The 22,123-nt window shown below is 45.4% G+C and carries 23 protein-coding genes; 17 read left to right on the top strand and 6 right to left on the bottom strand.

The genetic code is table 11. The features are described 5' to 3' along the window. Positions 1-12 precede the first annotated feature (12 nt). Genes ICN49_RS06415 through ICN49_RS06425 form a run of 3 tightly spaced genes read right to left on the bottom strand, consistent with a single transcriptional unit; the run spans position 13 to position 6,989 of the window. On the bottom strand, positions 13-933 hold the full coding sequence (locus ICN49_RS06415) for a transglutaminase family protein (RefSeq protein WP_216166852.1): 921 nt from the start codon (positions 931-933) through the stop codon (positions 13-15). Between the two features lie 12 nt (positions 934-945). Continuing rightward, a complete protein-coding gene (locus tag ICN49_RS06420) occupies positions 946-3,555 on the bottom strand; it encodes a circularly permuted type 2 ATP-grasp protein (RefSeq protein ID WP_216166853.1) in 2,610 nt (869 codons plus the stop codon). 11 nt (positions 3,556-3,566) lie between these two features. After that, a complete protein-coding gene (locus tag ICN49_RS06425; RefSeq protein WP_216166854.1) occupies positions 3,567-6,989 on the bottom strand; it encodes a transglutaminase family protein in 3,423 nt (1,140 codons plus the stop codon). 172 nt (positions 6,990-7,161) lie between these two features. On the opposite strand from ICN49_RS06425, the gene ICN49_RS06430 reads away from it, so the two are divergent. From ICN49_RS06430 to ICN49_RS06490, 13 genes are all read left to right on the top strand, one after another. After that, complete coding sequence (locus ICN49_RS06430; RefSeq protein WP_216166855.1) at positions 7,162-7,821, top strand: glutathione S-transferase family protein; 660 nt, start codon at positions 7,162-7,164, stop codon at positions 7,819-7,821. 2 nt (positions 7,822-7,823) lie between these two features. Beyond that, positions 7,824-8,261: a cupin domain-containing protein gene (locus tag ICN49_RS06435; protein WP_216166856.1), complete on the top strand. Its 438-nt coding sequence runs from the start codon at positions 7,824-7,826 to the stop codon at positions 8,259-8,261. Further along, a complete protein-coding gene (locus ICN49_RS06440) occupies positions 8,252-8,599 on the top strand; it encodes a hypothetical protein (RefSeq protein ID WP_216166857.1) in 348 nt (115 codons plus the stop codon). Before ICN49_RS06435 ends, ICN49_RS06440 begins: the two co-directional genes overlap by 10 nt. Beyond that, positions 8,599-9,813 (top strand): polyhydroxyalkanoate depolymerase, encoded by a 1,215-nt coding sequence (locus tag ICN49_RS06445; RefSeq protein ID WP_216166884.1) that lies wholly within the window; start codon positions 8,599-8,601, stop codon positions 9,811-9,813. Before ICN49_RS06440 ends, ICN49_RS06445 begins: the two co-directional genes overlap by 1 nt. Before the next feature lie 14 nt (positions 9,814-9,827). After that, positions 9,828-10,043 carry a hypothetical protein gene (locus ICN49_RS06450; protein ID WP_216166858.1) on the top strand — a complete coding sequence of 72 codons (216 nt, stop codon included), beginning with the start codon at positions 9,828-9,830 and terminating at the stop codon, positions 10,041-10,043. A 25-nt stretch (positions 10,044-10,068) separates the two neighbouring features. Next, a complete protein-coding gene (gene scpB, locus ICN49_RS06455) occupies positions 10,069-10,860 on the top strand; it encodes a methylmalonyl-CoA decarboxylase (RefSeq protein ID WP_216166859.1) in 792 nt (263 codons plus the stop codon). A gap of 60 nt (positions 10,861-10,920) precedes the next feature. Next, positions 10,921-11,820 carry a pseudouridine synthase gene (locus tag ICN49_RS06460; protein ID WP_216166860.1) on the top strand — a complete coding sequence of 300 codons (900 nt, stop codon included), beginning with the start codon at positions 10,921-10,923 and terminating at the stop codon, positions 11,818-11,820. A gap of 104 nt (positions 11,821-11,924) precedes the next feature. Continuing rightward, the gene (locus ICN49_RS06465; protein WP_216166861.1) at positions 11,925-12,308 is read left to right on the top strand and encodes a translational machinery protein; all 384 of its coding nucleotides are present in this window, start codon (positions 11,925-11,927) and stop codon (positions 12,306-12,308) included. Positions 12,309-12,321: 13 nt separating this feature from the next. Then, positions 12,322-12,588: a hypothetical protein gene (locus ICN49_RS06470; RefSeq protein WP_216166862.1), complete on the top strand. Its 267-nt coding sequence runs from the start codon at positions 12,322-12,324 to the stop codon at positions 12,586-12,588. A 219-nt stretch (positions 12,589-12,807) separates the two neighbouring features. Then, a complete protein-coding gene (locus ICN49_RS06475; protein ID WP_216166863.1) occupies positions 12,808-13,017 on the top strand; it encodes a TA system antitoxin ParD family protein in 210 nt (69 codons plus the stop codon). Then, entirely contained in the window at positions 13,017-13,295 is a 279-nt protein-coding gene (locus ICN49_RS06480) for a type II toxin-antitoxin system RelE/ParE family toxin (RefSeq protein ID WP_216166864.1), read from the top strand. Before ICN49_RS06475 ends, ICN49_RS06480 begins: the two co-directional genes overlap by 1 nt. Positions 13,296-13,575: 280 nt before the next feature. Beyond that, the gene (locus tag ICN49_RS06485; protein WP_216166865.1) at positions 13,576-13,911 is read left to right on the top strand and encodes a hypothetical protein; all 336 of its coding nucleotides are present in this window, start codon (positions 13,576-13,578) and stop codon (positions 13,909-13,911) included. Positions 13,912-16,217: 2,306 nt separating this feature from the next. Further along, the gene (locus tag ICN49_RS06490) at positions 16,218-17,264 is read left to right on the top strand and encodes a Fic family protein (RefSeq protein ID WP_216166866.1); all 1,047 of its coding nucleotides are present in this window, start codon (positions 16,218-16,220) and stop codon (positions 17,262-17,264) included. 129 nt (positions 17,265-17,393) lie between these two features. Here ICN49_RS06490 and ICN49_RS06495 read toward each other — a convergent pair whose 3' ends face one another. Then, the gene (locus ICN49_RS06495) at positions 17,394-17,666 is read right to left on the bottom strand and encodes a hypothetical protein (RefSeq protein ID WP_216166867.1); all 273 of its coding nucleotides are present in this window, start codon (positions 17,664-17,666) and stop codon (positions 17,394-17,396) included. A 285-nt stretch (positions 17,667-17,951) separates the two neighbouring features. Beyond that, a complete protein-coding gene (locus ICN49_RS06500) occupies positions 17,952-18,275 on the bottom strand; it encodes a helix-turn-helix domain-containing protein (protein WP_216166868.1) in 324 nt (107 codons plus the stop codon). 211 nt (positions 18,276-18,486) lie between these two features. Here ICN49_RS06500 and ICN49_RS06505 point away from each other — a divergent pair, with 211 nt between their 5' ends. The 3 genes from ICN49_RS06505 (at position 18,487) to ICN49_RS06515 (ending at position 19,690) form a co-directional block, all read left to right on the top strand. Next, the gene (locus tag ICN49_RS06505; RefSeq protein WP_216166869.1) at positions 18,487-18,918 is read left to right on the top strand and encodes a hypothetical protein; all 432 of its coding nucleotides are present in this window, start codon (positions 18,487-18,489) and stop codon (positions 18,916-18,918) included. A 95-nt stretch (positions 18,919-19,013) separates the two neighbouring features. Then, a complete protein-coding gene (locus ICN49_RS06510; protein WP_216166870.1) occupies positions 19,014-19,361 on the top strand; it encodes a type II toxin-antitoxin system RelE/ParE family toxin in 348 nt (115 codons plus the stop codon). Continuing rightward, positions 19,358-19,690 (top strand): helix-turn-helix domain-containing protein, encoded by a 333-nt coding sequence (locus ICN49_RS06515; RefSeq protein ID WP_216166871.1) that lies wholly within the window; start codon positions 19,358-19,360, stop codon positions 19,688-19,690. The genes ICN49_RS06510 and ICN49_RS06515 overlap by 4 nt, the downstream gene beginning before the upstream one ends. Positions 19,691-19,749: 59 nt before the next feature. On the opposite strand, the gene ICN49_RS06520 is transcribed toward ICN49_RS06515, so the two are convergent. Continuing rightward, entirely contained in the window at positions 19,750-20,880 is a 1,131-nt protein-coding gene (locus ICN49_RS06520) for a site-specific integrase (RefSeq protein ID WP_216166872.1), read from the bottom strand. A 114-nt stretch (positions 20,881-20,994) separates the two neighbouring features. Here ICN49_RS06520 and dusA point away from each other — a divergent pair, with 114 nt between their 5' ends. Continuing rightward, entirely contained in the window at positions 20,995-22,077 is a 1,083-nt protein-coding gene (gene dusA / locus ICN49_RS06525) for a tRNA dihydrouridine(20/20a) synthase DusA (protein ID WP_216166873.1), read from the top strand. The last annotated feature ends 46 nt before the right edge of the window (positions 22,078-22,123 follow it).

Below are 22,123 nucleotides of genomic sequence, written 5' to 3' on the forward strand. Positions count from 1 at the left end.
AAGCTTACTACTTTATTCGGTGGGCTGAACAGTAACCGCTACCTTCATGACATGGTCTGCGCCGCCATGAATCACTCCGCGCACCGGTGATACGTCCGAGTAATCCCTGCCTTGCGCCAGGTGAATATAGTCCTCACCAGGAGAGCCATAACCCCAGCGATTATTGGTGGGGTCAAGATCGCACCAGAACCCTTGAGATAGAGTGCCATCAGCATTGCTTTGTGGAATATAGATAGATACCCAAGCGTGTGAAGCATCGCTGCCAATCAAACGGGGCTGACCGGGGGGTGGGTTAGTTAGGATGTAGCCGCTCACGTATTTAGCTGGTAGACCAATGCTGCGTAGTGATGCAATGAGGATATGAGCAAAATCTTGGCAGACACCTTCACGCTTAGTGAGCGCCTCATGAGCGGGAGTATCGATATCTGTGCTTTTACTAACGTAATGAAACTCTTTATAGATACGCTCTGTCAGTTCGGCAGCAGCGACTAAGATTGGCTTGTTATTGGTGAAACTGGATCTAGCAAACTCCACAAACTCCTGCCGCAAGGTGACAAACGGAGAGGTGAATAAAAACTCTGAAGCAGGGTCCCAGTGCGTATTGGAGTGATACCGAAAATACTCACGTACATCTTCCCAGCGCGGAGTTTCAGAAGGCTTGGGGCCATGCTGTTGGTCTTGACCCGTATCTACAATAGATTTTGCAGAAATGAATAGTTCACTATGTCGATTTTGTAGTGAGAAGAAGGTGCAAATGTTGCCATAGCTATCCACTCGCTCTTCTTGCCAGGCGGGTTTGGGATCAATGAGGACATCAGTCCTAATGACTGCCTGCGTTCCCGTGGCAGCTGGCTTGAGATGGGTAAAGTGCTGAGCGATCTCAACATTGGGATCGTAGGAGTAGTGGGTATCGTGAATGATCTCAAGCAACATGATTACAGGACCTTAAGTCTGAACGCTATATTCATTATGGTGAATGAGGTTGAAATAACGCGCACTGATTTCATCAGAAACATTCCATGCTGCCTGCGAGCAATTGGCGAGACAACTTCTTAAATTCTGGAGATCGTTATTTGCATTGACGGCAATCAGGAGATCTAAAGAGTAATCTTGAAGATTGGTAACGCTACGCGTGAGCTCATCGGGGGCATCACGTTCTGTACCTGCTAGTTTTGAGAGTCTAGACCTCAGTGCTTTACTAACCCAAGCCAAGGAGCGCGGATTTTCATCATCCATGACGAGAAGATCTACTAGTGCACCAATTTCACGGCTCTGTTGGTGCTGCGCATGGAAGGTAATGGTGCTATCAAACAATGTCAGTAGGGCGATATAGCCCGAGTCATCTGCTTTAGGGTTAAAGAGAAGGCCGGAGGTGATCGCTAAATCGAGGGCAGTTGTCAAAAAGGACAGGCGCTCAATATGACGACCAATGGCAAGGAGTTGCCAGCCATCGTCGCGTGTCATGCGGTCAGTTTGTGCGCCCGTGATAGCAGCTAGAGCCTGACTCGCGCTCGTGAGCGCCTCGATAGCAAGTGAAGAGGAAAAATCTTGGTAGGCAGTAGCTTTATGGCAATCAGCTTGAAAGTTTTCAATACAGTGATTGATAGTGCTCCATTGTTCGGGAGAGAGCCGCTCACGCACATTGGAGGCAGTACGCTTCATGGCGCTCAGATTAAAGCCAACGCTGGTGGCGTGATCAAGACTGCTCAAGCTATCAATCAGTGTTCTTTCATAAATTCTGTGCCGCGCTTCTTCATGATCATGATTGGTGGGTACGCCCTCGGGAACTAAGCCATATTGCTCACAGAGCTTCTCGAGCCAAATCCACATGGCTTTTGATGGGATATATTCGCTATTGATATTTTCAAGATACAACTTAGCAAGTCGCAGAATATTTTCACTGCGCTCGGTATAGCGGCCAAACCAGTACAGGTTTTCCGCAGCGCGGCTGGTCACTAGGCGTTTACGAACTGCATATTTAGAATGCTGAACTTGCTGTGGCGCAGAATCAGTCGTTTGGTTGCTAGCAGTCCTCTGGACCCAAACATCTGCACTGCTCCCACCCCTTTGCATCGAGGCGATGCCAGAGTCATTTGTGGAGATGCGCGCCAAACCACCTGGTAGAACTTGCCAACCATCAAGGCCATTACTTAAAGCAAAGACACGTAACATATAAGAGTGGGGTTCAATCAATGAAGCGTCATTGATATTAAAAGCATTTAGCCAAGTAGGCATTTGCGCCAATGGAATATAAGTCTGAACCGTATGCTCATCTGGCTGACGGGTGATTTTTCCGACCCATTCATCAAGTTGAGCTTGGTTTAAGTTTCCGCCCAATGTGGACTCATAGCTCTCATGACCAAAAGACTGGGGGTAGGTTGGCTTGATAGCACTGTGGCCAAGGTTTGGTATAGCCGCTTCTAATGCTGCACGCTCGCCACACCACCAGGTATCCATTGCTGGTAGTTGGATTTTTTCATTGAGTAGATATTCGCTAATGGCGGGTAGAAAGCCCAACAAGGCTGGCGACTCTAAAAATGCTGACCCTGGCGCATTAGCCATAATCACATTGCCTGCACGAATGGCCTGTAATAGTCCCGGTATGCCTAGCGTTGAATCCGAACGCAGTTCTAGGGGATCTAAGAACTCATCATCTAAACGTTTTAATAAAACATGGACTGGCTCTAAGCCGCGTACAGTTTTGAGAAATACATGTTGATCGCGAACAGTAAGATCGCCACCCTTTACTAGGGTCAGCCCCAAGTAGCGAGCAAGGTAAGCATGCTCGAAGTAAGTTTCGTTATAAGGTCCGGGCGTGAGTAGGGCGATGTGTGTATTACCGCCCGCCGGACTTTGTGACTTCAAAGTATCAATCAGGTCTCGGTAGGCATTGGCCAATGGCGCAATGTGCATTGACTCATACGATTTTGGAAATTGCCGCGCAATCAGGTTGCGGTTCTCTAAGAGATAGCCAAGACCAGATGGCGCTTGGGTGCGTTGAGAAATAACTGACCACTGCCCATCTGGGGCTCTTGCCAAATCAAAAGCAATAATGTGTAGATGTTTGTTGCCGGCTGGATTGACACCATGCATGGCACGTAGATAACCAGGATGCCCTTGGACTAGCGCTGGCGGTATCAAACCTTGTTTGAGTAAATTCTGCGGACCATAGGCATCAGTGATGATGGCTTCAAGTAGGCGAGCGCGTTGCAAGATGCCACATTCAATCTCTTGCCAAGCATCAGTTGTGATGATGAGTGGAAATAAGTCTACCGACCAAGGTCTTTGTGGACCGTATTCATCGGCATATACGTTATAAGTAATGCCGTTGTCTCGAACTTGTCGGTTGAGTTCTTGGGTGCGCTGATCTAAGTCGGCAAGACCTGTGGGCTCTAGTTGCTCAAAAAAGGTTTTCCAATGAGCAAGTAGTCCCTCTGCATTACCGCGCAACTCGTCAAAATGACCTTCTTCGGCTTTAGGCGATAGGCGACTTATCTCATCTAAAAGAGATGAGGTTAGGCTAGCATTCAACGGTTCGGCTTGTGATGAGTCCACACCCTATTGTCTCATTGACGCATATCAAGCGTGAATGGGAACTCACGACTTACTTGCAGTCCAATGTTTGGCTGAATATCCTTCATCGGGCCAGGGGTATGACCCATGCGGAAGAAGCGGGATAGGCGCCTACTTTCAGCCTCAAAAGCATTGATTGGGAAGTTATCGTAGTTGCGACCGCCAGGGTGGGCGACGTGGTACTGACAGCCCCCAATCGAACGTTTCATCCAAGTATCGACAATGTCGAAAATCAAGGGCACATGCACGCCAATGCTGGGATGCAAGCTGGATGGCGGGTTCCAGGCTTTATAGCGCACGCCCGCAATGTATTCACCAGCAATACCGGTTGGCTGCAGAGGTAATGGCTCACCATTACAGGTCACTGTATAGCGACTTTGATTTAATCCCGTAACCCGAATTTCAATTCTTTCCAGTGAGGAATCGACATACCGTGCAGTGCCGCCAACAGAATTTTCTTCGCCCATCACATGCCATGGTTCTAGTGCATTGCGCAAAGTAATTTCTGTACCCATAGTTTGTACTTGACCAATCAATGGAAAGCGGAACTCGAGATGTGGATCAAACCATTCTGCCTTGAACTCATAGCCATGGATTTGCATCTCTTCGATAACATCTGCAAAGTCCATCTTGATAAAAGTTGGCAAGAGGCAGCGGTCATGCAGCTCTGTTCCCCAGCGGGTGGCAGAAGCAAGGTAAGGCTCATCCCAGAAGCGCGCAATCAGCGCCCGAATCAATAGCTGCTGAACGATACTCATTTGTGCATGCGGTGGCATTTCAAAGGCGCGCAATTCCAATAAGCCTAAGCGACCTGTTTGACTATCGGGCGAGTACATTTTATCGATACAGAACTCGCTGCGATGGGTATTGCCGGTCACATCAATCAAGATGTTGCGTAAAGTGCGATCCACCATCCACGGTGGCATGCTTTGACCATACTTCTTGCGATTCTCATGAATCTCTTTGAGGGCAATTTCTAGTTCATAGAGCTGATCATTTCTAGCCTCATCAACCCGCGGAGCCTGGCTAGTAGGGCCAATGAACATACCGCTAAAGAGATAGCTCAAGCTTGGATGGTTATGCCAGTAGAGAATCAGGCTAGCCAATAACTCTGGACGACGTAAGAATGGACTGTCAATTGGTGTGGCACCACCCATCACAAAGTGATTACCACCGCCAGTGCCTGTATGGCGTCCATCAGCCATAAACTTTTCAGCAGATAAGCGAGATTCAAAAGCTGCTTGGTATAAAAACTCGGTGTGGTTCACTAATTCATTCCAGTTATGCGCCGGATGAATGTTGACCTCGATTACACCTGGATCAGGCGTCACTTGTAAGAGTTTGAGTCTTGGATCGCGTGGCGGAGGATATCCCTCAAGAACAATTTGGAACTTTAATTCTTCCGCAGTAGCTTCAACCGCATGCAAGAGATTGAGGTAATCCTCAAGACGTGCCAATGGTGGCATGAAGACATAGAGCGCACCATTTTTCCCGCCGTGCTCAGTTTCTGCTTTAGGTCCGTTAGAACGCATCGGATCGCGTGTTTCAACGCACAGTGCAGTTCTGGTAATCCAAGCAGCAGACTCTTGACGTTGAGGCTGACGCACTTCTTGTGATTGGCTCCAGATGGTGCCCTTGCTAGAAGTGGGATTGCTACTAACGGTAGAGTTAGAACCTCCCTGGCCGACATTCTGATATTGCCTGAGTATCGGGGCGCTACTGGGTAATGGCGCTCTCGGTGCAAAAGGATCTTCTTCAATCAGATAAGGATAGTCAGCCTTATTTGCCCATGGGAGAGAGTCCAGTGGCAAGCGATAGCCCATCGGGGAGTCGCCAGGTAAAAGATAGAGGCGGTCGTCGCGATAGAGCCATGGACCTGTCTTCCATTGGGTATCTAAGTAGCTTTGGCCATGACTGGCTTCAATTGGGAGCACATAACCAATCACTGAATCCAGTTTTTGTGTGAAGACGCGTTTGAGGCGTGTGCGCTCCATCTCATCTTCGAGATTGGACTTAAACGGATCCACATTGACAGGGAGTTTGGATTCTCGCCAGAGGTAATAAAACACGTCCTCATAAGCAGGCTCAATAAATTTATCTGCTAAGCCTAAATTTCTAGAGAGGGTGTGAATGAACTTGTCAGCATCCTTGCTGGTGTACTGGATAGGGCTAGATTCATTGGCAAATAATGCAGGGTTAGACCAAATGGGATTGCCATCGGCCCTCCAGTAAATCGATAGCGCCCAACGTGGCAATTGCTCTCCTGGATACCACTTGCCTTGCCCAAAGTGGAGGAAACCCCCATCACCATATTCTTTACGAAGCTTATCTACCAAGTCAGTTGCATAAGCACGCTTGGTAGGTCCCAGCGCATCCACATTCCACTCACGCTCATCGCGACCATTAATCGATACAAAGGTAGGCTCGCCACCCATGGTGAGGCGTACATCACCATCTTGCAATTCTTTATCGACCTTATTGCCAAGATCCAAAATGTCTTGCCATTGCTCTTCGGTGTAAGGCTTGGTAACGCGAGGTGATTCATAAATACGCGTTACTTCCATCGTGTGTGCAAATTCCACTTCGCACTCATCCACACCGCCTTCAATCGGTGCGGCGCCCGATGGTTCAGGTGTGCAAGCTACAGGAATATGGCCTTCGCCAGCAAATAAACCAGAAGTCGGGTCTAAGCCAATCCAGCCCGCTCCAGGCAAATACACTTCGCACCAGGCATGCAGGTCAGTGAAGTCAACTTCGGTACCGCTAGGACCATCTAATGCTTTGACGTCCGGCTTGAGCTGAATCAAATAACCAGAAACAAAACGCGATGCTAAACCACACAGTCGCAACAAGTTCACCATGAGCCATGCAGAATCTCGGCATGAACCACTGCGCAAATCTAAAGTCTCATCTGGAGTTTGCACGCCAGGTTCCATGCGAATGGTGTAGTTAATATCGCTTTGAACTTGTTGGTTCAGTTTGACTAGAAAATCAATCGTGCGCATTTCACTACGATCAATCGTTCTGAAATATTTGTTTAAAGTCGCATTGCGCATTCTGCCCAGGTAAGGCCGCAATTCTTTTTTAAGATCAGAGCTATAGGTGAATGGATAGTTTTCCGCATCGGGCTCTAAGAAGAAATCAAATGGGTTGTACACCGCCATCTCGGTAACCAAATCCACTGTGACCTTGAAATGCGTCGTTGGCTCGTGAAACACCAAGCGCGCTTGGTAGTTGGCGTACGGATCTTGCTGCCAGTTAATAAAGTGACCTTCTGGCTCAATTTTGAGTGAGTAAGAAAGGATATGACTTCGGCAGTGCGGGGCGGGTCGCAGGCGAACCACCTGCGGGCCCAGTTTGACTGGGCGGTCATATTGATATTCGGTAACGTGGTGGAGGGCGGCGTGTATAGACATGCTTCAAAGTCTATGCTTGCGCACCAAATATAGACATTGCGTACGCCCATTAATAGTGCGTAAAACCGGCTTAAGCCCAAATTTGGGTAAAACCGGTCTGAAATAGGGCATGGGGGCAAATTCCTCACTTTTAGAAGGAATAAGTTGTAGTTAAGCCAAAGAGAGAGTTGATATGCCCAAGCACACTACCCTGACGATTAGCAGCAAGAACTACTCCTCATGGTCGCTGCGCGGCTGGTTGATGCTCAAATTTTCAGGGCTAGCATTTCAGGAAGTGCAAGTAGCTCCGGACGATGTGGATAACCGCGCAGAACTACTCTTGCTATCCCCGTCGATCTTGGTGCCACGCTTAGATCATGATGGATGCAAGGTCTGGGATACCTTGGCAATTGGCGAATATCTCAACGAACACAAGCCGAAGGCCCACTTATTGCCAAGCGATCCAGTGGCAAGGGCTTACTGCCGCTCGATCTGCGGAGAGATGCATTCAGGCTTCTCTGCCTTAAGAGCTTCCTTGCCGATGAATATCAAGGCCAAGTTCGAGTCATTCAAAGTGTGGTCAAAAGCCCAAATTGATATCAATCGTATTTTGGTGATTTGGCAAGACTGCCTCAAAACGTATGGTGGCCCATTCTTATTTGGCAAATCTCCTACTTTGGCTGACGCCATGTTTGCGCCAGTCGTCACAAGATTCCTGACTTACAACATCGACCTTGATGCTGCTTCACAGAAATATTGCGAGCACATCATGGCGCTGCCAGAGATGAAGGAGTGGGTGATGGGCGCCCTTGAAGAACCCGATGACATTGAAGAGCTTGAAGTGGAGTTTTAATCATGAATGCACCCGTAAAATTTGTTAGTGATACTGATTTTTCTCATGTAAAACCAGGCGACACCCAGTTTCTTCCAGGTGGTCTGCGAGACTTTTTCCTCTACCGTGATCTTGGCGTAGCGAAAGCTACCCGTGGAAAAGTAATTGCCCATTTAGTCAAAGCCAATATGCCTCCTGAAGATGGTACCGGCTGGCACTATCACGTCGCTGAGTTTCAGATTGTCATCATGACCAAAGGTTGGGCGCGCTTTATGTATGAGGATAAGCCAACGCTGGTCGAGGCTGGTGATGTGGTGCATCAAATGCCTGGCATTACTCACTACCTCTTTGACTACTCACCAGATATGGAGTACCTCGAGATTGTGGGCCCAGCAGATTTTGGTACTGTCTCAGTTACAAATGGACCGGCAGCCGTACCCGGGGTAACGCCATGGAAGTGACCAAAATTAAATTGGATAAGCCATTGGCATCTGATTTTGCCCTGCTGTTTCAAAGAATTATTGGCTTAGCGGATGAAGTTGATGGCATGCGCCAATACTATCGCAAGCTGTTCGAGAAAATGGAGTCTGGTGAGATCAATGCTGACGATGAAAGTGCTCAGGATTTATTGAAGATATTCAATGTATCTGGATTTGTGCACCTCTCTATCGTAGCAGCAAGGGCCGCTCAAACGGCTGCCATTGTGGCTAATGATGTTTCTCTCAGTCGAGTATTTGATCCTGCGCTAAAGGACTCAGAGCGCGCCTTACGTCATATCGAAAGCAGGGAATCTGAATGATGTATCGGGCATACCAAACCTTTGCCAACTTGCATGATCCAGTCCGCCTTTTTGCAAGCGCTTCTGAACGCGTTTCTAAAAACTGGTTTGGTAATTTTTCGCTCAATCCAATGCAACGCTTAGCGGCGCATTACGAGCAGATATCGCTGTTAGGTTTTACGCACTCAAGACCTGATTTCAAAATCAAATCCATTGTTGATTCTCTAGGGGCCGAGCAGCTTGTCCATGAAGAGTTGGTCTACTCGACACATTTTTGTCATTTGGTGAGATTTACAAAAGAGGGCATAGCAGGGCAACCTAAGATTTTATTGGTTGCCCCGATGTCAGGACACTTCGCCACGCTCTTGGCTGGTACCATCAAAACATTATTAAAAGACCATGAAGTCTATGTGACGGATTGGCTCAATATTCGTGACATTCCTCTGAGTTGTGGCGACTTTGATTTTGATTCTTATGTAGAGCACATCATCAACTTCTTGCAAGTCATTGGTCCGGATACCCATCTCATGGGGGTGTGCCAACCGACAGTTGCTTGCCTGGCTGCTACAGCAGTAATGTCCGAAGACAAGAGCCCTTACGTGCCAGCTAGCATGACGCTGATGGCGGGACCGCTTGATGTGCGTATGATTCCAACCAAGGTGAATGAGCTAGCGACCAGCAAGCCTATTACCTGGTTTGAAGAGAAGTTGATTGGTGTCATCCCGAGCCAATTTAACGGCACAGGGCGCAGAGTGTACCCAGGCTTCTTACAGCTGATGGCATTTATGAGCATGAATCCAGATCGCCATGCTGAGTCATTTAGAAAACTCTATGAGTATCGGGTCAACGGTGACACCGAAAAAGCCGATGCCATTCATGAATTTTATGAAGAGTACTTCGCCATCATGGATTTATCTGCCCCATTCTATTTAGAGACAATTCGGAAGGTATTTCAAGATTGTGATTTACCCAATGGCACGTTAACGTATCGTGGACGCCCCGTGAACCCTAAAGCCATCAAAAAAACCTTTCTGCTCACGGTAGAAGGTGAGAAGGATGATATTTGTGGCATCGGTCAAACCTTGGCTGCGCAAGACATGTGCAATGGCTTAGCAGGCTATCGAAAATCCCATCACTTACAAGCAGGCGTAGGTCACTACGGCGTATTTAACGGTAAGCGCTGGGAAGCTCAGATTTACCCAGTGGTTCGCAATCATATTCAGTCGGCACTTTAAACATCGGAGGATATATGCAAGTCTATGTCACCAGAAATATCACAGCCAGAATGCGTCGAAATGACGGCACAGATAATGGCAATAAGTCTTTAGTACCCGGCAAGTATGAGGCGAACAAAACCAACGATGGCGCTCTGGAGATCTTGCAATCTCAGGGTGAGCCACTCTATCTTTTGCCCTTTATTTGGTGGGAAAAGATGGAGCTCGGCGACATCATGATCGCTGCATAAAGCATTACCAGGAAAGAGACTTCAATTGAATTATCAATACATCAAAACTGAACAAGCGGATCTGATAGCAACCATTCGCTTTAATCATTATGAGAAGCGTAATGCTCTCAGTGAGTGCCTCATCGAAGAGATGCACCATGCCCTTGAAGTATTTGGCAAAGAGGATGTCCGGGTATTGGTGCTCAGATCAGATCAAAAGAATAAAGTCTGGTCTGCAGGCCATGATGTGATGGAGTTGCCACGCTCTGAGCGTGATCCATTGCCGGCGGATGATCCAGTCATGGTTCTGCTGAAATCTATCCGCGCATTTAGAGCGCCTGTGATTGCGATGGTTGATGGTTCTGTTTGGGGTGCCTCAACCGATCTCATTATGAGTTGCGATATTGCGATTGGTGATCACGACTCTACCTTTGCAATTACCCCTGCAAAACTGGGTCTGCCTTATACGGCCAGTGGGATTTTGCATTTCATGTCCAGAATGCCCCTGAATGTTGTCAAAGAGATGTTCCTTACCGCTGATCCGATTGGTGCCGACCGCGCATTACAAATTGGCATCTTGAATCACCTCTACGTCTCCGGTGAGCTAGAAAACAAAACCTATCAAATGGCCAGAACGATTGCTTCGCGTTCACCACAAGCCAATTCGGTCTTAAAAGCCCAAGCGCAAATGCTCTCAGATGCCGCAGTGATGAACCCAGCAGTATTCGAGCATCTGCAATCTTTGCGCAAGAATGTTTACATGGGTAGTGACTACCGCGAGGGGATTACTGCATTTTTAGAGAGGCGTGAGCCGGTATTTGGCCAGGCAGTCAAATAAAACAAGCGCTTGCTTTAAAATAGCCCACTATCAATAGCTAGTCGGTTCGGGGCGCTTTACATGCAAGTTAATTCTGAAGGGGTCTCTTCATCGCGCGTGTATTTGCCGGCTGGCGAGCCTTATCCAACTCTCCTGGATTTCTTTATAGCCAATTTCCCTCATATTGAACCTAGTGAGTGGGGTGCTCGCTTTTGCGAAGGCCTGGTGATGACTGCAGATGGTCAACCAGTAGCAGCTAGCGACGCTTATCAACCCAATGCCCATTTACTCTATTTCAGGCGCTTGGCACGTGAGCCCGAGATTCCTTTCGAAGAGGAGATTCTCTATCAGGACGATCACATTCTGGTGGCTGATAAACCCCACTTCTTACCAGTGACACCGAGTGGCCTGTATTTGCATCAAACCTTACTCAATCGACTAAAGAAAAAGACCGGCCTACAGCACTTAAGTCCGATTCATCGCATTGACCGCGACACTGCTGGACTAGTGATTTTTTGTATCCAACCCAATGAGCGGGCGCATTACCAGAATCTTTTTCGGGATCGAGTTGTGACCAAAGCATATGAAGTAGTTGCGCCATATTCAGAAGAGTTGTCTGCAAAACTGCCAATGGTGTATCAGAGTCGACTAGAAGAGTCCGAACACTTCTTGCAGATGAGGGAGGTGGCTGGCGAACCTAATGCAGATACTTATATAGAGTTGATTGAAGTGGTCAAGCCTTGGGCTAAATATCGATTAACTCCCGGAAGCGGTAAGAAGCATCAACTGCGCTGCCATCTTAATGCCTTAGGTATTCCGATTAAGTTCGACCAGATTTATCCAGTACTAACCCCTTATCAAGAATATGACTTGGATTTTTCAAAGCCATTACAACTCTTAGCAAAAGAGATCACCTTTGTGGATCCAGTAACGGGTGAGAATAGGTCTTTTGTCAGTCGAAGAGAAATCCATTTGATTTAGATCATCATACGGCTGAATATGGTCTTTATTAGCACCTAAATGCTGTAATGAGGTCAATAAAGGAGTAGGGTATAAGAACCAACAATAAATATAAAAGGGTTCTTATGTCACTTAATCACGCGGTTATTTGGATCGATCACAAAGAGGCGCATGTCATGTTTCTGAGTCAAGATGCCAGTGAAGCAGAAATCATCAAAACAAAATCGACTCACTCTCATTTGCACCATAAGGCCAATGAAGTGGGCAGTGGCAGGGTTTCGTTGGACGTTAAATACCTGCATTCAGTAATGCAGGCCGTGAAAGAATCAAAAGAAATTCTGATTCTAGGACCCGGCTCAGCAAAGCTAGAGTTGATTAAGCATGCCCATCAACATGATCAACAGATTGCTGCAAATATCGTCGGCGTGGAAACGGTTGATCACCCAAGTGATAAAGAGATTCTGGCTTATGCGCGCAAATTTTTCTACAAAGCAGATCAAATGTTGTGAAGGAGGGTGATAAATGAATCCAGAAAAGAATCGAGAGCCAATCGGACTGAATGGACTTCCCAGTCATGATTATTTCTTGGATGCGGTAAACCATATTGATGAAGCTGTCAGCAGCAAGAGTATTGCTGTGGGCGCAGCCAAAGGAATTATCTATAGCATTACTGAAACGCTAGGAACGATGATTGGTGATCCTGATTTACCCAGTCATTTGCGATCTGGGTACGAAGGGGTTCTTGAGGTGGCTCATGAGTTACAGGCGAAAATTGCTAAGTTAAATTAGCTTTAGATAGCACTTCAAGAATGAGCAGAGGCAACTTCGCTTGCCTTTTCTTTTGCTCGCTCACAAGTGCAGGACTAAGAAAAAACCACCTATCTGATGGCTCTTACCTCTAAAAGACGCATTTAGGGCTTCAAGTTATTCTCATGTTTTAGTTTAAAAAGGTTCCATTTAGGAACTAATTTTGCTATAATGGAACCAAGTTCAAAAATAGGGGGCAACATGTCCATCAACGTCAAATTATCAGATTCCTTGGTGGAGCAGGCTAGGGCATATGGTCATATTGAGCATCGCTCAGTACCTAAGCAGATTGAGTACTGGTCACAGATCGGCAAGATTGCCCAAGAAAACCCAGACTTACCGTTTTCCATGATTCGTGAGATCTTGATTGCAGATCAAGAGCCTGTCGTCGGCGAATACGTATTTAATTGATGCGTTTACTTGTTACAGCCACGTTTGTTAAGGCTACAAAAAAACTTCATCCTTCTCAAAAAACTGAATTAGATACTGCGGTCAAAGTGATCAGCATTAACCCATCCATTGGGGAGACTAAGGCGGGGGATTTGTTGGGAGTTCGAGTTTACAAATTCAAACTGTCGCAGCAATTATGCTTGCTAGCGTATCGAATATTGGATGAGGAAAGCATCAAATTACTGACCTTTGGGCCTCATGAGAATTTCTATCGTGATTTGAAGCGCCAGGGTGAATGAAGGCATGGAGAATATAAAAAAGAAAAGATTAGCCGTTGCCCCCATGATGGAGTGGGGCAACGAAGGCTTTGAATCCTTATAGAATAAGGGCTAACGTATTTTTAGTCCCCTTAAGGGGCAATAAAGGGAGCGTGTTACATCGCTCTGAATTTTTAATCTCCCTCGGAATTACTTTCTTATATTTAAAAAAATTCATTCATATGTATCCCTTAGCAATTATAAGTATGAATACCTAGACCTTGAGAGATGTTAATCATGAATAACGAATATATCGAATTGATTGCTTTGGTTGACGTTGTCGAGACGGAAAAAACTTGCACTGCATCAAGGAGGCTCATTAATTCAAACTCGATGGATATACGATGAAGAATGTACATGGGGTGAATACTTGGATCTTGATGTCACTAAAAATATCTCCGGACACTTATTTGATGTAATTCAGCTGGCTGCCGATACCACCTCACGCGATATTTTTTGTTTGGTCGACTGGAGTCCATTTTTAGTGGAACTTTTAAAGCATCACTGGATTGATGAATTTTTAGATGAAGCACGAAGTGCCATTGCGGGGTCAATTGAGTCTGGTGCAGAATCCATTGATTTTCTCGAAATTTATTAGCATTGGGATGTTAATTCTGAAACTTTCATTTATTAAGAATATGTCAATACACTCTGCACCATGAAGCAATAAGACTTTATTCAGCGTGGAATAAGACTTTATTCATTTCGATCTGTGAGCCAATAAACATATAAGTCTCTTGCAATAAGGCTTTATTCAGCGGGGAATAAGACTTTATTATTTTGGGGTTGATAGGAGCCAAAAAACACCAAAACACGACTTTCCGCCAAAAACACCCTGTTTTAACCCCTAATCTGCCTACTTATTAAGCAAAAGAGGCATTAAAAACACCCATTAGGTGTAAAAACGGGACTTGTTTCTCTTTGGTTGTGTCGTCGAAGCAAGATGGAGGAGAAGTATTGGTTGTGTCGTAAAGCAAAGTTAAAGAGGAAAAAGGTTCCCGAGTTCCTGTTTACAGGGGTTTGGCTCTATTTCACTAATTTTCGTACCTCTAATAGTTTGCATTTGCCTACCAACTCTCGGTCACAAAAGCACCCCGTTTTGGTCGTTAAAGGGATTCCTCAATAACGCTTTGAGTCTTCCTTTCCACTATTAACGTATGGATACAGCGCATACATCATTAATCGTGTACACGGAGTTACGTACATATGTACACGTCATTGATAGTCGCGATGAAACTGCTCGTTCAATGTCGATAACGCTATAAAGAAGGACGTCCCATACAAGCCGGGAAGGGTGCTTCTCAAACAAATCACAATGCCAAGTCAAAGACCCTCAACTCACTCCTCTCTCGGAGTCGTAAGTTTCGGTAAAGCCCGACATCCTCACAACACTCAATTGTCATTTCGCATTATTCGTCGACGCTCCGCTTACGTGTACACGTTGTTAGCTCACTCAATCCATTCCCCCATCCGGGTCATGAATTTCGCATCAACGATGTCGGTACTGCAATTACTCAGACCTCATGAACTCGTATCTTTCGCAATTCACTAGGCTCAACCTAAATACGTGCACACGTATTCCCCTCCTTCACACTGTCTCCCTTACGTTCGACAAGTTCCGATCGAGAAATCGGTTCCCACAATATTTACCCGCCTCTTTTCTCAGTGACGCACTACGACCTTTTCACAACTACGGTGAAAAATGTCCTTAGTACCTAAATACGTGTACACGGATTATGTCGTTCCGACAGTCTGGTTGTCTCAAGGCGGCAATCCGTTACCTCCCGCTCACGATGTTCGCTGCGGCAAGCGCTTCCACCGACGGACTAACTTGCTGAGACCGTAAAGGTCTTCCCCATGTCTGCTATCCGCTGAAGCGAATGCAGCCAGGTGAAAGCAAGAGTCCTTACGCGGTTTGCCTTTTTACGACACCCTTCGTTTGGGGCGAATGCCCAAGCAAAGTCAAAACCACGTCACCAGTTTCAACCTTGAATAAATCCAGGCGTTGTCTTCTCTTCGTTCCTACGTTCAGGCCCTTCAGATTTACACCCCGATGAAAGCGATTCCGTAAAAAGTCTAAAGTCAGAATCCACAACTTCCTTCTTGATTTGGATAAGTCTGAGCTGCGCTCCGTGTACACGTCACTGATAGTCGCCAGCAAGACTGGCTTCTTCATTGTCGATATCTGTAAAACCTCTCATCCTTTTCCCTCTAAATAAGGAATAACCGCTTTTCTTTACTCGTCGATTACTCGTGAAAAACGACACCACGTCCATTCCGGCAAGCGGTTCCACCGACATCACGAATTGCTAAGACCGCAAGGGTCTTCCCCATGCCTGCTATCCGCTAAAGCGAATGCAGTCAGGTGAAAGCAATTGTTCTGGCGCGGTCGCTCATTTCTCCCCATCAACGTTGCGCGCTCTACTACGCTCCTTTAACGGGTCACTGTATTGCGCATTATTCAGGGTGAGGGCTCCGACCAATTAATCTGGATGATGGCTTGTCGAAGGATTCCGTGCGCTCTATGTTCGTTAAGAAAAACCTAGTGAAGTCCAGGGCAAGATTTTCAGGGGTGAAATTCGTTGTGCTCGGCTTCGATGTGACTCGCCTGCATTCCAGTGGAATAAAAAACTATAAGAGCTGGGAAAGGAAAAATGATTGTCCTCACATCCATCTTGAATACGTGCTTATCTTCAATTTGAAAGTGGGAAATTGGAGCGAAGCATCTCAGTAGCCCATTGTTAAAACTCCTCAACCTATTGGAGCAAAAACAGCTTGAGGCTGCTGCCTAAGCTATTTCGGTTTAATCCGGTATGTATTTGGGTTGATGCAAGATCATAAGACGTGCCTATTCAGGTCTATTCCGGTTGACATTCCGGTCTAATCGGGTTTATAATCGAGCCTATGAATACTGAAACCATTGTTATCACGCCTGACTTGCTCAATCTGTTGAGCGAAGTCGATGAGTTTAAAGGCGCTTGGCGTGCATTGGGAACTTTGGCGCCAGAGCGCCTCAATGCATTGCGACATGTGGCAACCATAGAAAGTATCGGTTCATCAACCCGCATCGAAGGTAGCAAGTTGACTGACCGCGAGGTTGAGAAACTACTTTCAAAAATAGAGATTAAGAAGTTTGATAGTCGTGACGAGCAAGAGGTTGCTGGTTACGCCGAGACAATGGAAACTATTTTCCATTCCTTTGATGACATCCCGATTACCGAGAATCATTTAAAGCAACTGCATCGCGATCTTTTGCGTTATAGCCAAAAGGATGAGCGACACAGAGGTGAATATAAGAAGTTACCGAATAATGTGGTTGCCTTTGATGCTGATGGAAAGATGGTTGGCGTAGTTTTTGAAACAGCAACTCCGTTTGATACTCCGCGTCGGATGACTGAGTTAGTTGAATGGCTCAAAGATGCGCGAGAGTTGGGGCGATTACACCCACTACTGATCGTAGCTGTTTTCATAGTCACATTCTTAGAAATCCATCCTTTTCAAGATGGTAACGGACGACTCAGTCGTATTTTGACGACGTTATTGCTTTTACAAGCCGGCTATATTTATGTTCCTTATAGCTCGCTTGAAAGCGTTATCGAGCAGAGTAAAGATAACTACTATTTAGCTCTACGTCAGACTCAGCAATCTCTGCATAGCGAAACGCCAAACTGGCAGCCATGGTTATTGTTCTTCATGCGAGCACTTCAGCAACAGAAGAGGCGGCTGGCTGCTAAAGTTGAGCGTGAAAAAGGATCGCTGGCGTTATTGCCGGAATTGGCCGTTAAGGCTCTTGATTACGTTCGCGATCATGGACGCGTAACTACGCGTGATATGGTCCGTGAATTCGGTGCAAGCCCGAACACTCTAAAAACAACGTTTAGTAGTCTCGTTAAAAAAGGGTTATTGGTACGGCATGGAGGAGGGCGCTCAATTTGGTATGGCTTACCGTGAAAGTGTATGGATAGGAAATATTGTGGACGTAGTTATGGACTGGACGTAGTTATGGACTAAGACATTAAATTAAAACTAATGTTTGATTCATGCTAAATTGTCCAAATCTACTTAACTACCAGCTGTTTTCTACGCCAATGCACTTAAGTAGATTTGCGGTTGTTTGATGTCTTGAAGGCTCAAGGCATCTAAGTTACCAACTTCTGCTTCTTTTGTTATGTACGTAATCCAACCACGGCTATCGCTTAGTGGCTTGACAACAATGTCGCGATCTCCAAAATCGCAACCTTCCCAAGCTCGTGCTACTGCAGAGTAAATATCAACATTGGGTGGCAAGTTGCCAATTGCAAGGTGTGCATGGAGGTGCTTGCCGTTATGCAAGCCCTCTAAGCTCGAAATCATTAGTGGGACTGAAAATGCTTTTGTAGACGTGCGTTTACTGTCTCTGCCAAACAGCAAAGATGTAAGTAGCTGATAAAAATAATTCAGAGTGCTTATTGCAATTTCTTCATTTAGATAGGTCAACCTACCTTTAGCTGGATAGTATCTTTCGAAGCTTCGAGGCTTTACGTAGGCCTGTGTTTTAAACGTCAATGTGACGGCATGTGTGAGATGCGGTTTAAATTGACTGATTGTTTCTACCAGCGCCTCGTGAAGTTGAGTATTTCGCATTGAGTCTTATGCGAACTATTGGACTAATGCTGGTGAAGAGTAGTTTCGTTTTGAAACGCGGGCTATTCCATTCGTATTGAGCGGGCTTGAATCCAAGTGCTTATGTTTGTTTGCTTCGATGAACTCAGCTAGATCTCTAAGGTCGCATACCCAAGGCTTACCCACCTTATAGAAAATCTCAGTCAGTGGTGTATCTTTTTTTTCTATAATTTTCTGTAATGTGTGTTCGCTGTAGCCGAGATATGCAGCGACCTCTCGTTTGGTGATAACCAGGCGGTTACCAAAATACTGCAGCATAATATTGATTACGCTGATATGTTCACTTCTGTTTTGTTGCATTTTTTGACCCGAATAATTCAATTTTATTTCCCGAAGATGACTAGTTTTTATTGCTAATAAACTAGCTTATTTTATATAAATCATTTATAATAAAGGTACTTAGTACTTGTGATTTATTAACTATAAGTTAACATTTAATTTATAAAATGTCAAGACATATTTTTATTAAATTTTTATTTATCAATTAAAACAATGTTTTAGGGAAATCACTATGGAAATAAATTGGACTAAACTAGCTGAAATTATTAAAACTCAGCCCTGTGTTGGCGAAACAGATGCGGGTTTAAGTCGTGTAATTGGCACGTCTAAAGTCGTCATCAGTGGCTGGCAGTCTGGAGTGCGTGACCTGCCTTTTTTACAAAAGGCCCGAATGCTTGATTTTTCCGGGTATCAGGAAGAGTTGACGCAGATGCTCTCGATAGTTCCAAAAAATAAGCAGTTAATACTACGCAAGAAGCTTCAAGCCTTAAGTACTTCCTGGGAATCGTATAAGGAGCTACATAATCCAAAGCCATTCCCACCGTTTAGTGAATTAATTGTTAAGGACGATGAGGCAGTAAAGCTACCAGACGGGCCTTCTAGAGTGAAGCTGGATAAGTTTGGATTTGCTCTTAGCCCTGGGGATATCGAGAATAAGGAATAGCCTGAAATCTAGATAAATATTTAGTGGCTGCAGCTTCAGGGTAGCTGGGTTGCTTTATCGATAAAGATGTATAAAATTTGATACAATTAGATTGAATGGCAGAAAAACCAATTGACTGGCGGGGGTCATCCTTTAAAGATATTAAAGATGATGGTATTTTTTCGGCAGATGCCAGGAGGGAAGCTGGTCACCAATTGAATCTAGTTCAAATGGGATTGGACCCTGATGACTGGAAACCTTTTGAGGAAGTTGGTGCAGGCACCAAAGAAATTCGTATCAATTTAGATGATGGTTGGTTTAGGGTGATGTACGTAGCTAAATTTGTAGAGTCGGTATACGTTCTGCATTGCTTTAAAAAGAAGTCACGCGTAACCAGTAAGCAGGACAAAGAAATTGCCACTAGTAGATACAAGGCAGTGATTAAGGAAAGGATAAAAAAATGACACAAAATACAAAATCAACGCATATTACTGCTGTTGGTGAAAACGTCTTTGCCGATCTTGGATTCTCTCCCAAAGAGGCTGCAGCCTTGCAGGCCAAATCGAAACGAATTATCTCCGAAAAGTTGGCCATCAAAGAGTCATTGATGGCTGAGTTATCTTCATGGATTGATGAAAAGAAACTCAAACAACATGATGCCGCCATTATTCTTGGCATTACCCGCCCAAGAGTTTCGGACGTAGTTCATAAAAAGACCGTTAAGTTCACGATAGATTCACTTGTGGATATGTTGGCCAGAACAGGCAAGCGCGTTGAGTTAGCTATTCGATAGCAAGCGGGCTGTCAATCACAAAAATCTGATACGCTAATTTTAAAAAATCTAAATGCTTTTTAAGTAAGGGCAACCCAGCCACTGGGTTTTTCTTCATGTAGGTTCTTGGAAACCATATTCATATAGCGCTGCATTGAGCGTAAATCTTTATGCCCGCTATTAACTTGGATCTTCGGTATCGTCCAACCGAACTCCACCATCCGAGAGCAAAACTCATGACGTAAATCGTGAAAGTGGAGGTTCTCAATTCCAAGTCGTTTTACTGCTCTTGGAAATACGCTTGAGATGGTATCTGCCGAGTATGGGAAAACTAGCTGAGGGTGTTTTCCTTTTTGCGCCATGAGAATATCGTAGGTGTCGTATCCGGTTTGCCAGATCAGTGCGATCTCACTATCTTTACCCTTTTTTTGCCTCGGATCTTTTCGATCCCTAATCCAGATGGTTTTATTAACTTCATTGAGCTCTTTCCATTCTAGGCGCACAATTTCGCCAAGTCGCAAACCGGTACCTACTGCAAATCGCGCTAATACTCCGAGTGGAATGTCGCGCTCAGGTCTGATGACTTCGAAATAGTTAATGAGCTGATCAAGCTCCTCTTGCGATGGTCTTCTGGATCTTTCAATGCCATCGTGAATGAGATGGTTCATTTCCAAAGCTCTTCTAGACTCTGTAATGAGATTCTCATTGACGGAGTATTTCTCAGCTTTTGCCCACTTTAAGACCGTTCCGATGTAACTAAATTCAGCATTCAATGTACTCCCGCCAGCGCCTGGTGATTCTTTGATTGTTCCGTCTTTGAGTGTTTGAGTTTTCGGCAGCTGCCTTTCTCTGCCATGCTTTATTAAGTCTTGGGTAGAAAGGCTATCAATTCTCTTTTTGGCGAGATTACTTCTTTTGATCAGCTTATAGGCCCCAATCTTAGATCGTCCAAAATTGTCACCAACTGCACCAATGTATTCATCTATTAAGTCGGACAGGGATCTTTCACCATGGATGTTCTGGTTGATAGTTCCCTGTAAAATCTGAGCAAGCGTTATCTTTTTATATGTTTCCGCTTGCTTGCGTGTCTTAAAAGATTTGGAGACTTTGATGGTCTCGCCGGTAAAAGGGCATTTCTGTCTAATGCGAACCTTATAGGTTGTTCCCTTGATGCCTTTTAACTCAATAATAAAATCTTCTTGTTTTTCCATTTACCATTCTAAACGAATTAGGGGCAAAAAAGGGAGCAATGTTTGGGGATTTAGAACTAGTTGTAACTAGTAACAGCTAGTAAAAGCGAAATTAATTTTAATTAAATCAATAAGATGCAAAAACAAAGCCTTAAGAGATTAGCCGTAGCGCCTATGATGGAGTGGACAGATCGTCATTGCCGCTCTTTTCACCGCACCCTTAGTAAGCAGGCGGTGCTTTATACCGAAATGGTCACTACGGGCGCACTGATTCATGGGGATGTGCCACGTCATTTGGATTACTCACAAGATCAACACCCAGTGGTATTGCAATTGGGTGGTAGCGAGCCTTCTGATTTGGCTAAGGCTGCTGAGCTTGCACAACAGTGGGGCTATGACGAGATAGATCTCAATTGTGGTTGCCCTTCAGAGCGAGTGCAGCGCGGTGCCTTTGGTGCTTGCTTGATGGCTGAGCCAAATTTGGTGGCTGATTGTGTCAAGGCCATGAAGTCAGCTGTAGATATTCCGATTTCAGTAAAGCATCGTCTGGGTTTGGATTCAATGGATGCGGCCAATTCAGAACGAGATTATCAATTTGCATTGAACTTCATCCTTGCGGTTGCTGATGCAGGCGCCAGTCAAGTGACCATTCATGCGCGCAATGCTGTACTAAAAGGCCTATCCCCAAAAGAGAATCGTAGCAAGCCACCCCTGCGTTATGAGGTTGCCGCCAAGCTACGAGTCGATGCGCAAAAACAATTTCCGCATCTACATGTTTTGCTCAATGGCGGACTAGAGACAAATGAACAAATTGCAGGCCATTGGAATGATTTTGATGGTTTTATGATTGGTAGGGCTGCTTATCATTTCCCAGTAATGCTCTTGGGCTGGGATGATTTGATTGATACCGATGGTGAGGCTGCAGGCTATCTCTTTAGCGAAACCGAGTGGCATCGCATTCAGATTGGATTGGTCAAGCAGGTGCAGTCCTGGTTTGATGAGTGTCGAGAAAAGGGGAAGCCTTTCTATATCGGCGCGTTTACTCGCCATATCCTGGGCCTCGCTCACGGTAGAGCAGGATCTCGCTACTGGCGTCAACGCCTCTCAGATCATCATGCCTTAGCTAAAGTTCAGAGCAAAGCAGCGATAGCTGACTTTTTCCTAGACGCTTCTCTAACCCTTGGAGACTGGGCTACTTTTGAGTTTGAGGGCGCCTAATATAGTGCTGAGTTACCGTGTTTTTGACAGGTTTTGAGCGTAAAAG

The organism is Polynucleobacter finlandensis, assembly GCF_018881755.1.
In the GTDB taxonomy this organism is placed as follows: Bacteria; Pseudomonadota; Gammaproteobacteria; order Burkholderiales; family Burkholderiaceae; genus Polynucleobacter; species Polynucleobacter finlandensis.

Coding starts and splice junctions, on each gene's coding strand:
- ICN49_RS06415 (WP_216166852.1), bottom strand. CDS start 933: ATGTTGCTTGAGATCATTCACGATACCCACTACTCCTACGATCCCAAT.
- ICN49_RS06425 (WP_216166854.1), bottom strand. CDS start 6,989: ATGTCTATACACGCCGCCCTCCACCACGTTACCGAATATCAATATGAC.
- ICN49_RS06430 (WP_216166855.1), top strand. CDS start 7,162: ATGCCCAAGCACACTACCCTGACGATTAGCAGCAAGAACTACTCCTCA.
- ICN49_RS06435 (WP_216166856.1), top strand. CDS start 7,824: ATGAATGCACCCGTAAAATTTGTTAGTGATACTGATTTTTCTCATGTA.
- ICN49_RS06440 (WP_216166857.1), top strand. CDS start 8,252: ATGGAAGTGACCAAAATTAAATTGGATAAGCCATTGGCATCTGATTTT.
- ICN49_RS06445 (WP_216166884.1), top strand. CDS start 8,599: ATGTATCGGGCATACCAAACCTTTGCCAACTTGCATGATCCAGTCCGC.
- ICN49_RS06450 (WP_216166858.1), top strand. CDS start 9,828: ATGCAAGTCTATGTCACCAGAAATATCACAGCCAGAATGCGTCGAAAT.
- ICN49_RS06460 (WP_216166860.1), top strand. CDS start 10,921: ATGCAAGTTAATTCTGAAGGGGTCTCTTCATCGCGCGTGTATTTGCCG.
- ICN49_RS06465 (WP_216166861.1), top strand. CDS start 11,925: ATGTCACTTAATCACGCGGTTATTTGGATCGATCACAAAGAGGCGCAT.
- ICN49_RS06470 (WP_216166862.1), top strand. CDS start 12,322: ATGAATCCAGAAAAGAATCGAGAGCCAATCGGACTGAATGGACTTCCC.
- ICN49_RS06475 (WP_216166863.1), top strand. CDS start 12,808: ATGTCCATCAACGTCAAATTATCAGATTCCTTGGTGGAGCAGGCTAGG.
- ICN49_RS06480 (WP_216166864.1), top strand. CDS start 13,017: ATGCGTTTACTTGTTACAGCCACGTTTGTTAAGGCTACAAAAAAACTT.
- ICN49_RS06490 (WP_216166866.1), top strand. CDS start 16,218: ATGAATACTGAAACCATTGTTATCACGCCTGACTTGCTCAATCTGTTG.
- ICN49_RS06495 (WP_216166867.1), bottom strand. CDS start 17,666: ATGATTTCGAGCTTAGAGGGCTTGCATAACGGCAAGCACCTCCATGCA.
- ICN49_RS06500 (WP_216166868.1), bottom strand. CDS start 18,275: ATGCAACAAAACAGAAGTGAACATATCAGCGTAATCAATATTATGCTG.
- ICN49_RS06505 (WP_216166869.1), top strand. CDS start 18,487: ATGGAAATAAATTGGACTAAACTAGCTGAAATTATTAAAACTCAGCCC.
- ICN49_RS06510 (WP_216166870.1), top strand. CDS start 19,014: ATGGCAGAAAAACCAATTGACTGGCGGGGGTCATCCTTTAAAGATATT.
- ICN49_RS06515 (WP_216166871.1), top strand. CDS start 19,358: ATGACACAAAATACAAAATCAACGCATATTACTGCTGTTGGTGAAAAC.
- ICN49_RS06520 (WP_216166872.1), bottom strand. CDS start 20,880: ATGGAAAAACAAGAAGATTTTATTATTGAGTTAAAAGGCATCAAGGGA.
- dusA (WP_216166873.1), top strand. CDS start 20,995: ATGCAAAAACAAAGCCTTAAGAGATTAGCCGTAGCGCCTATGATGGAG.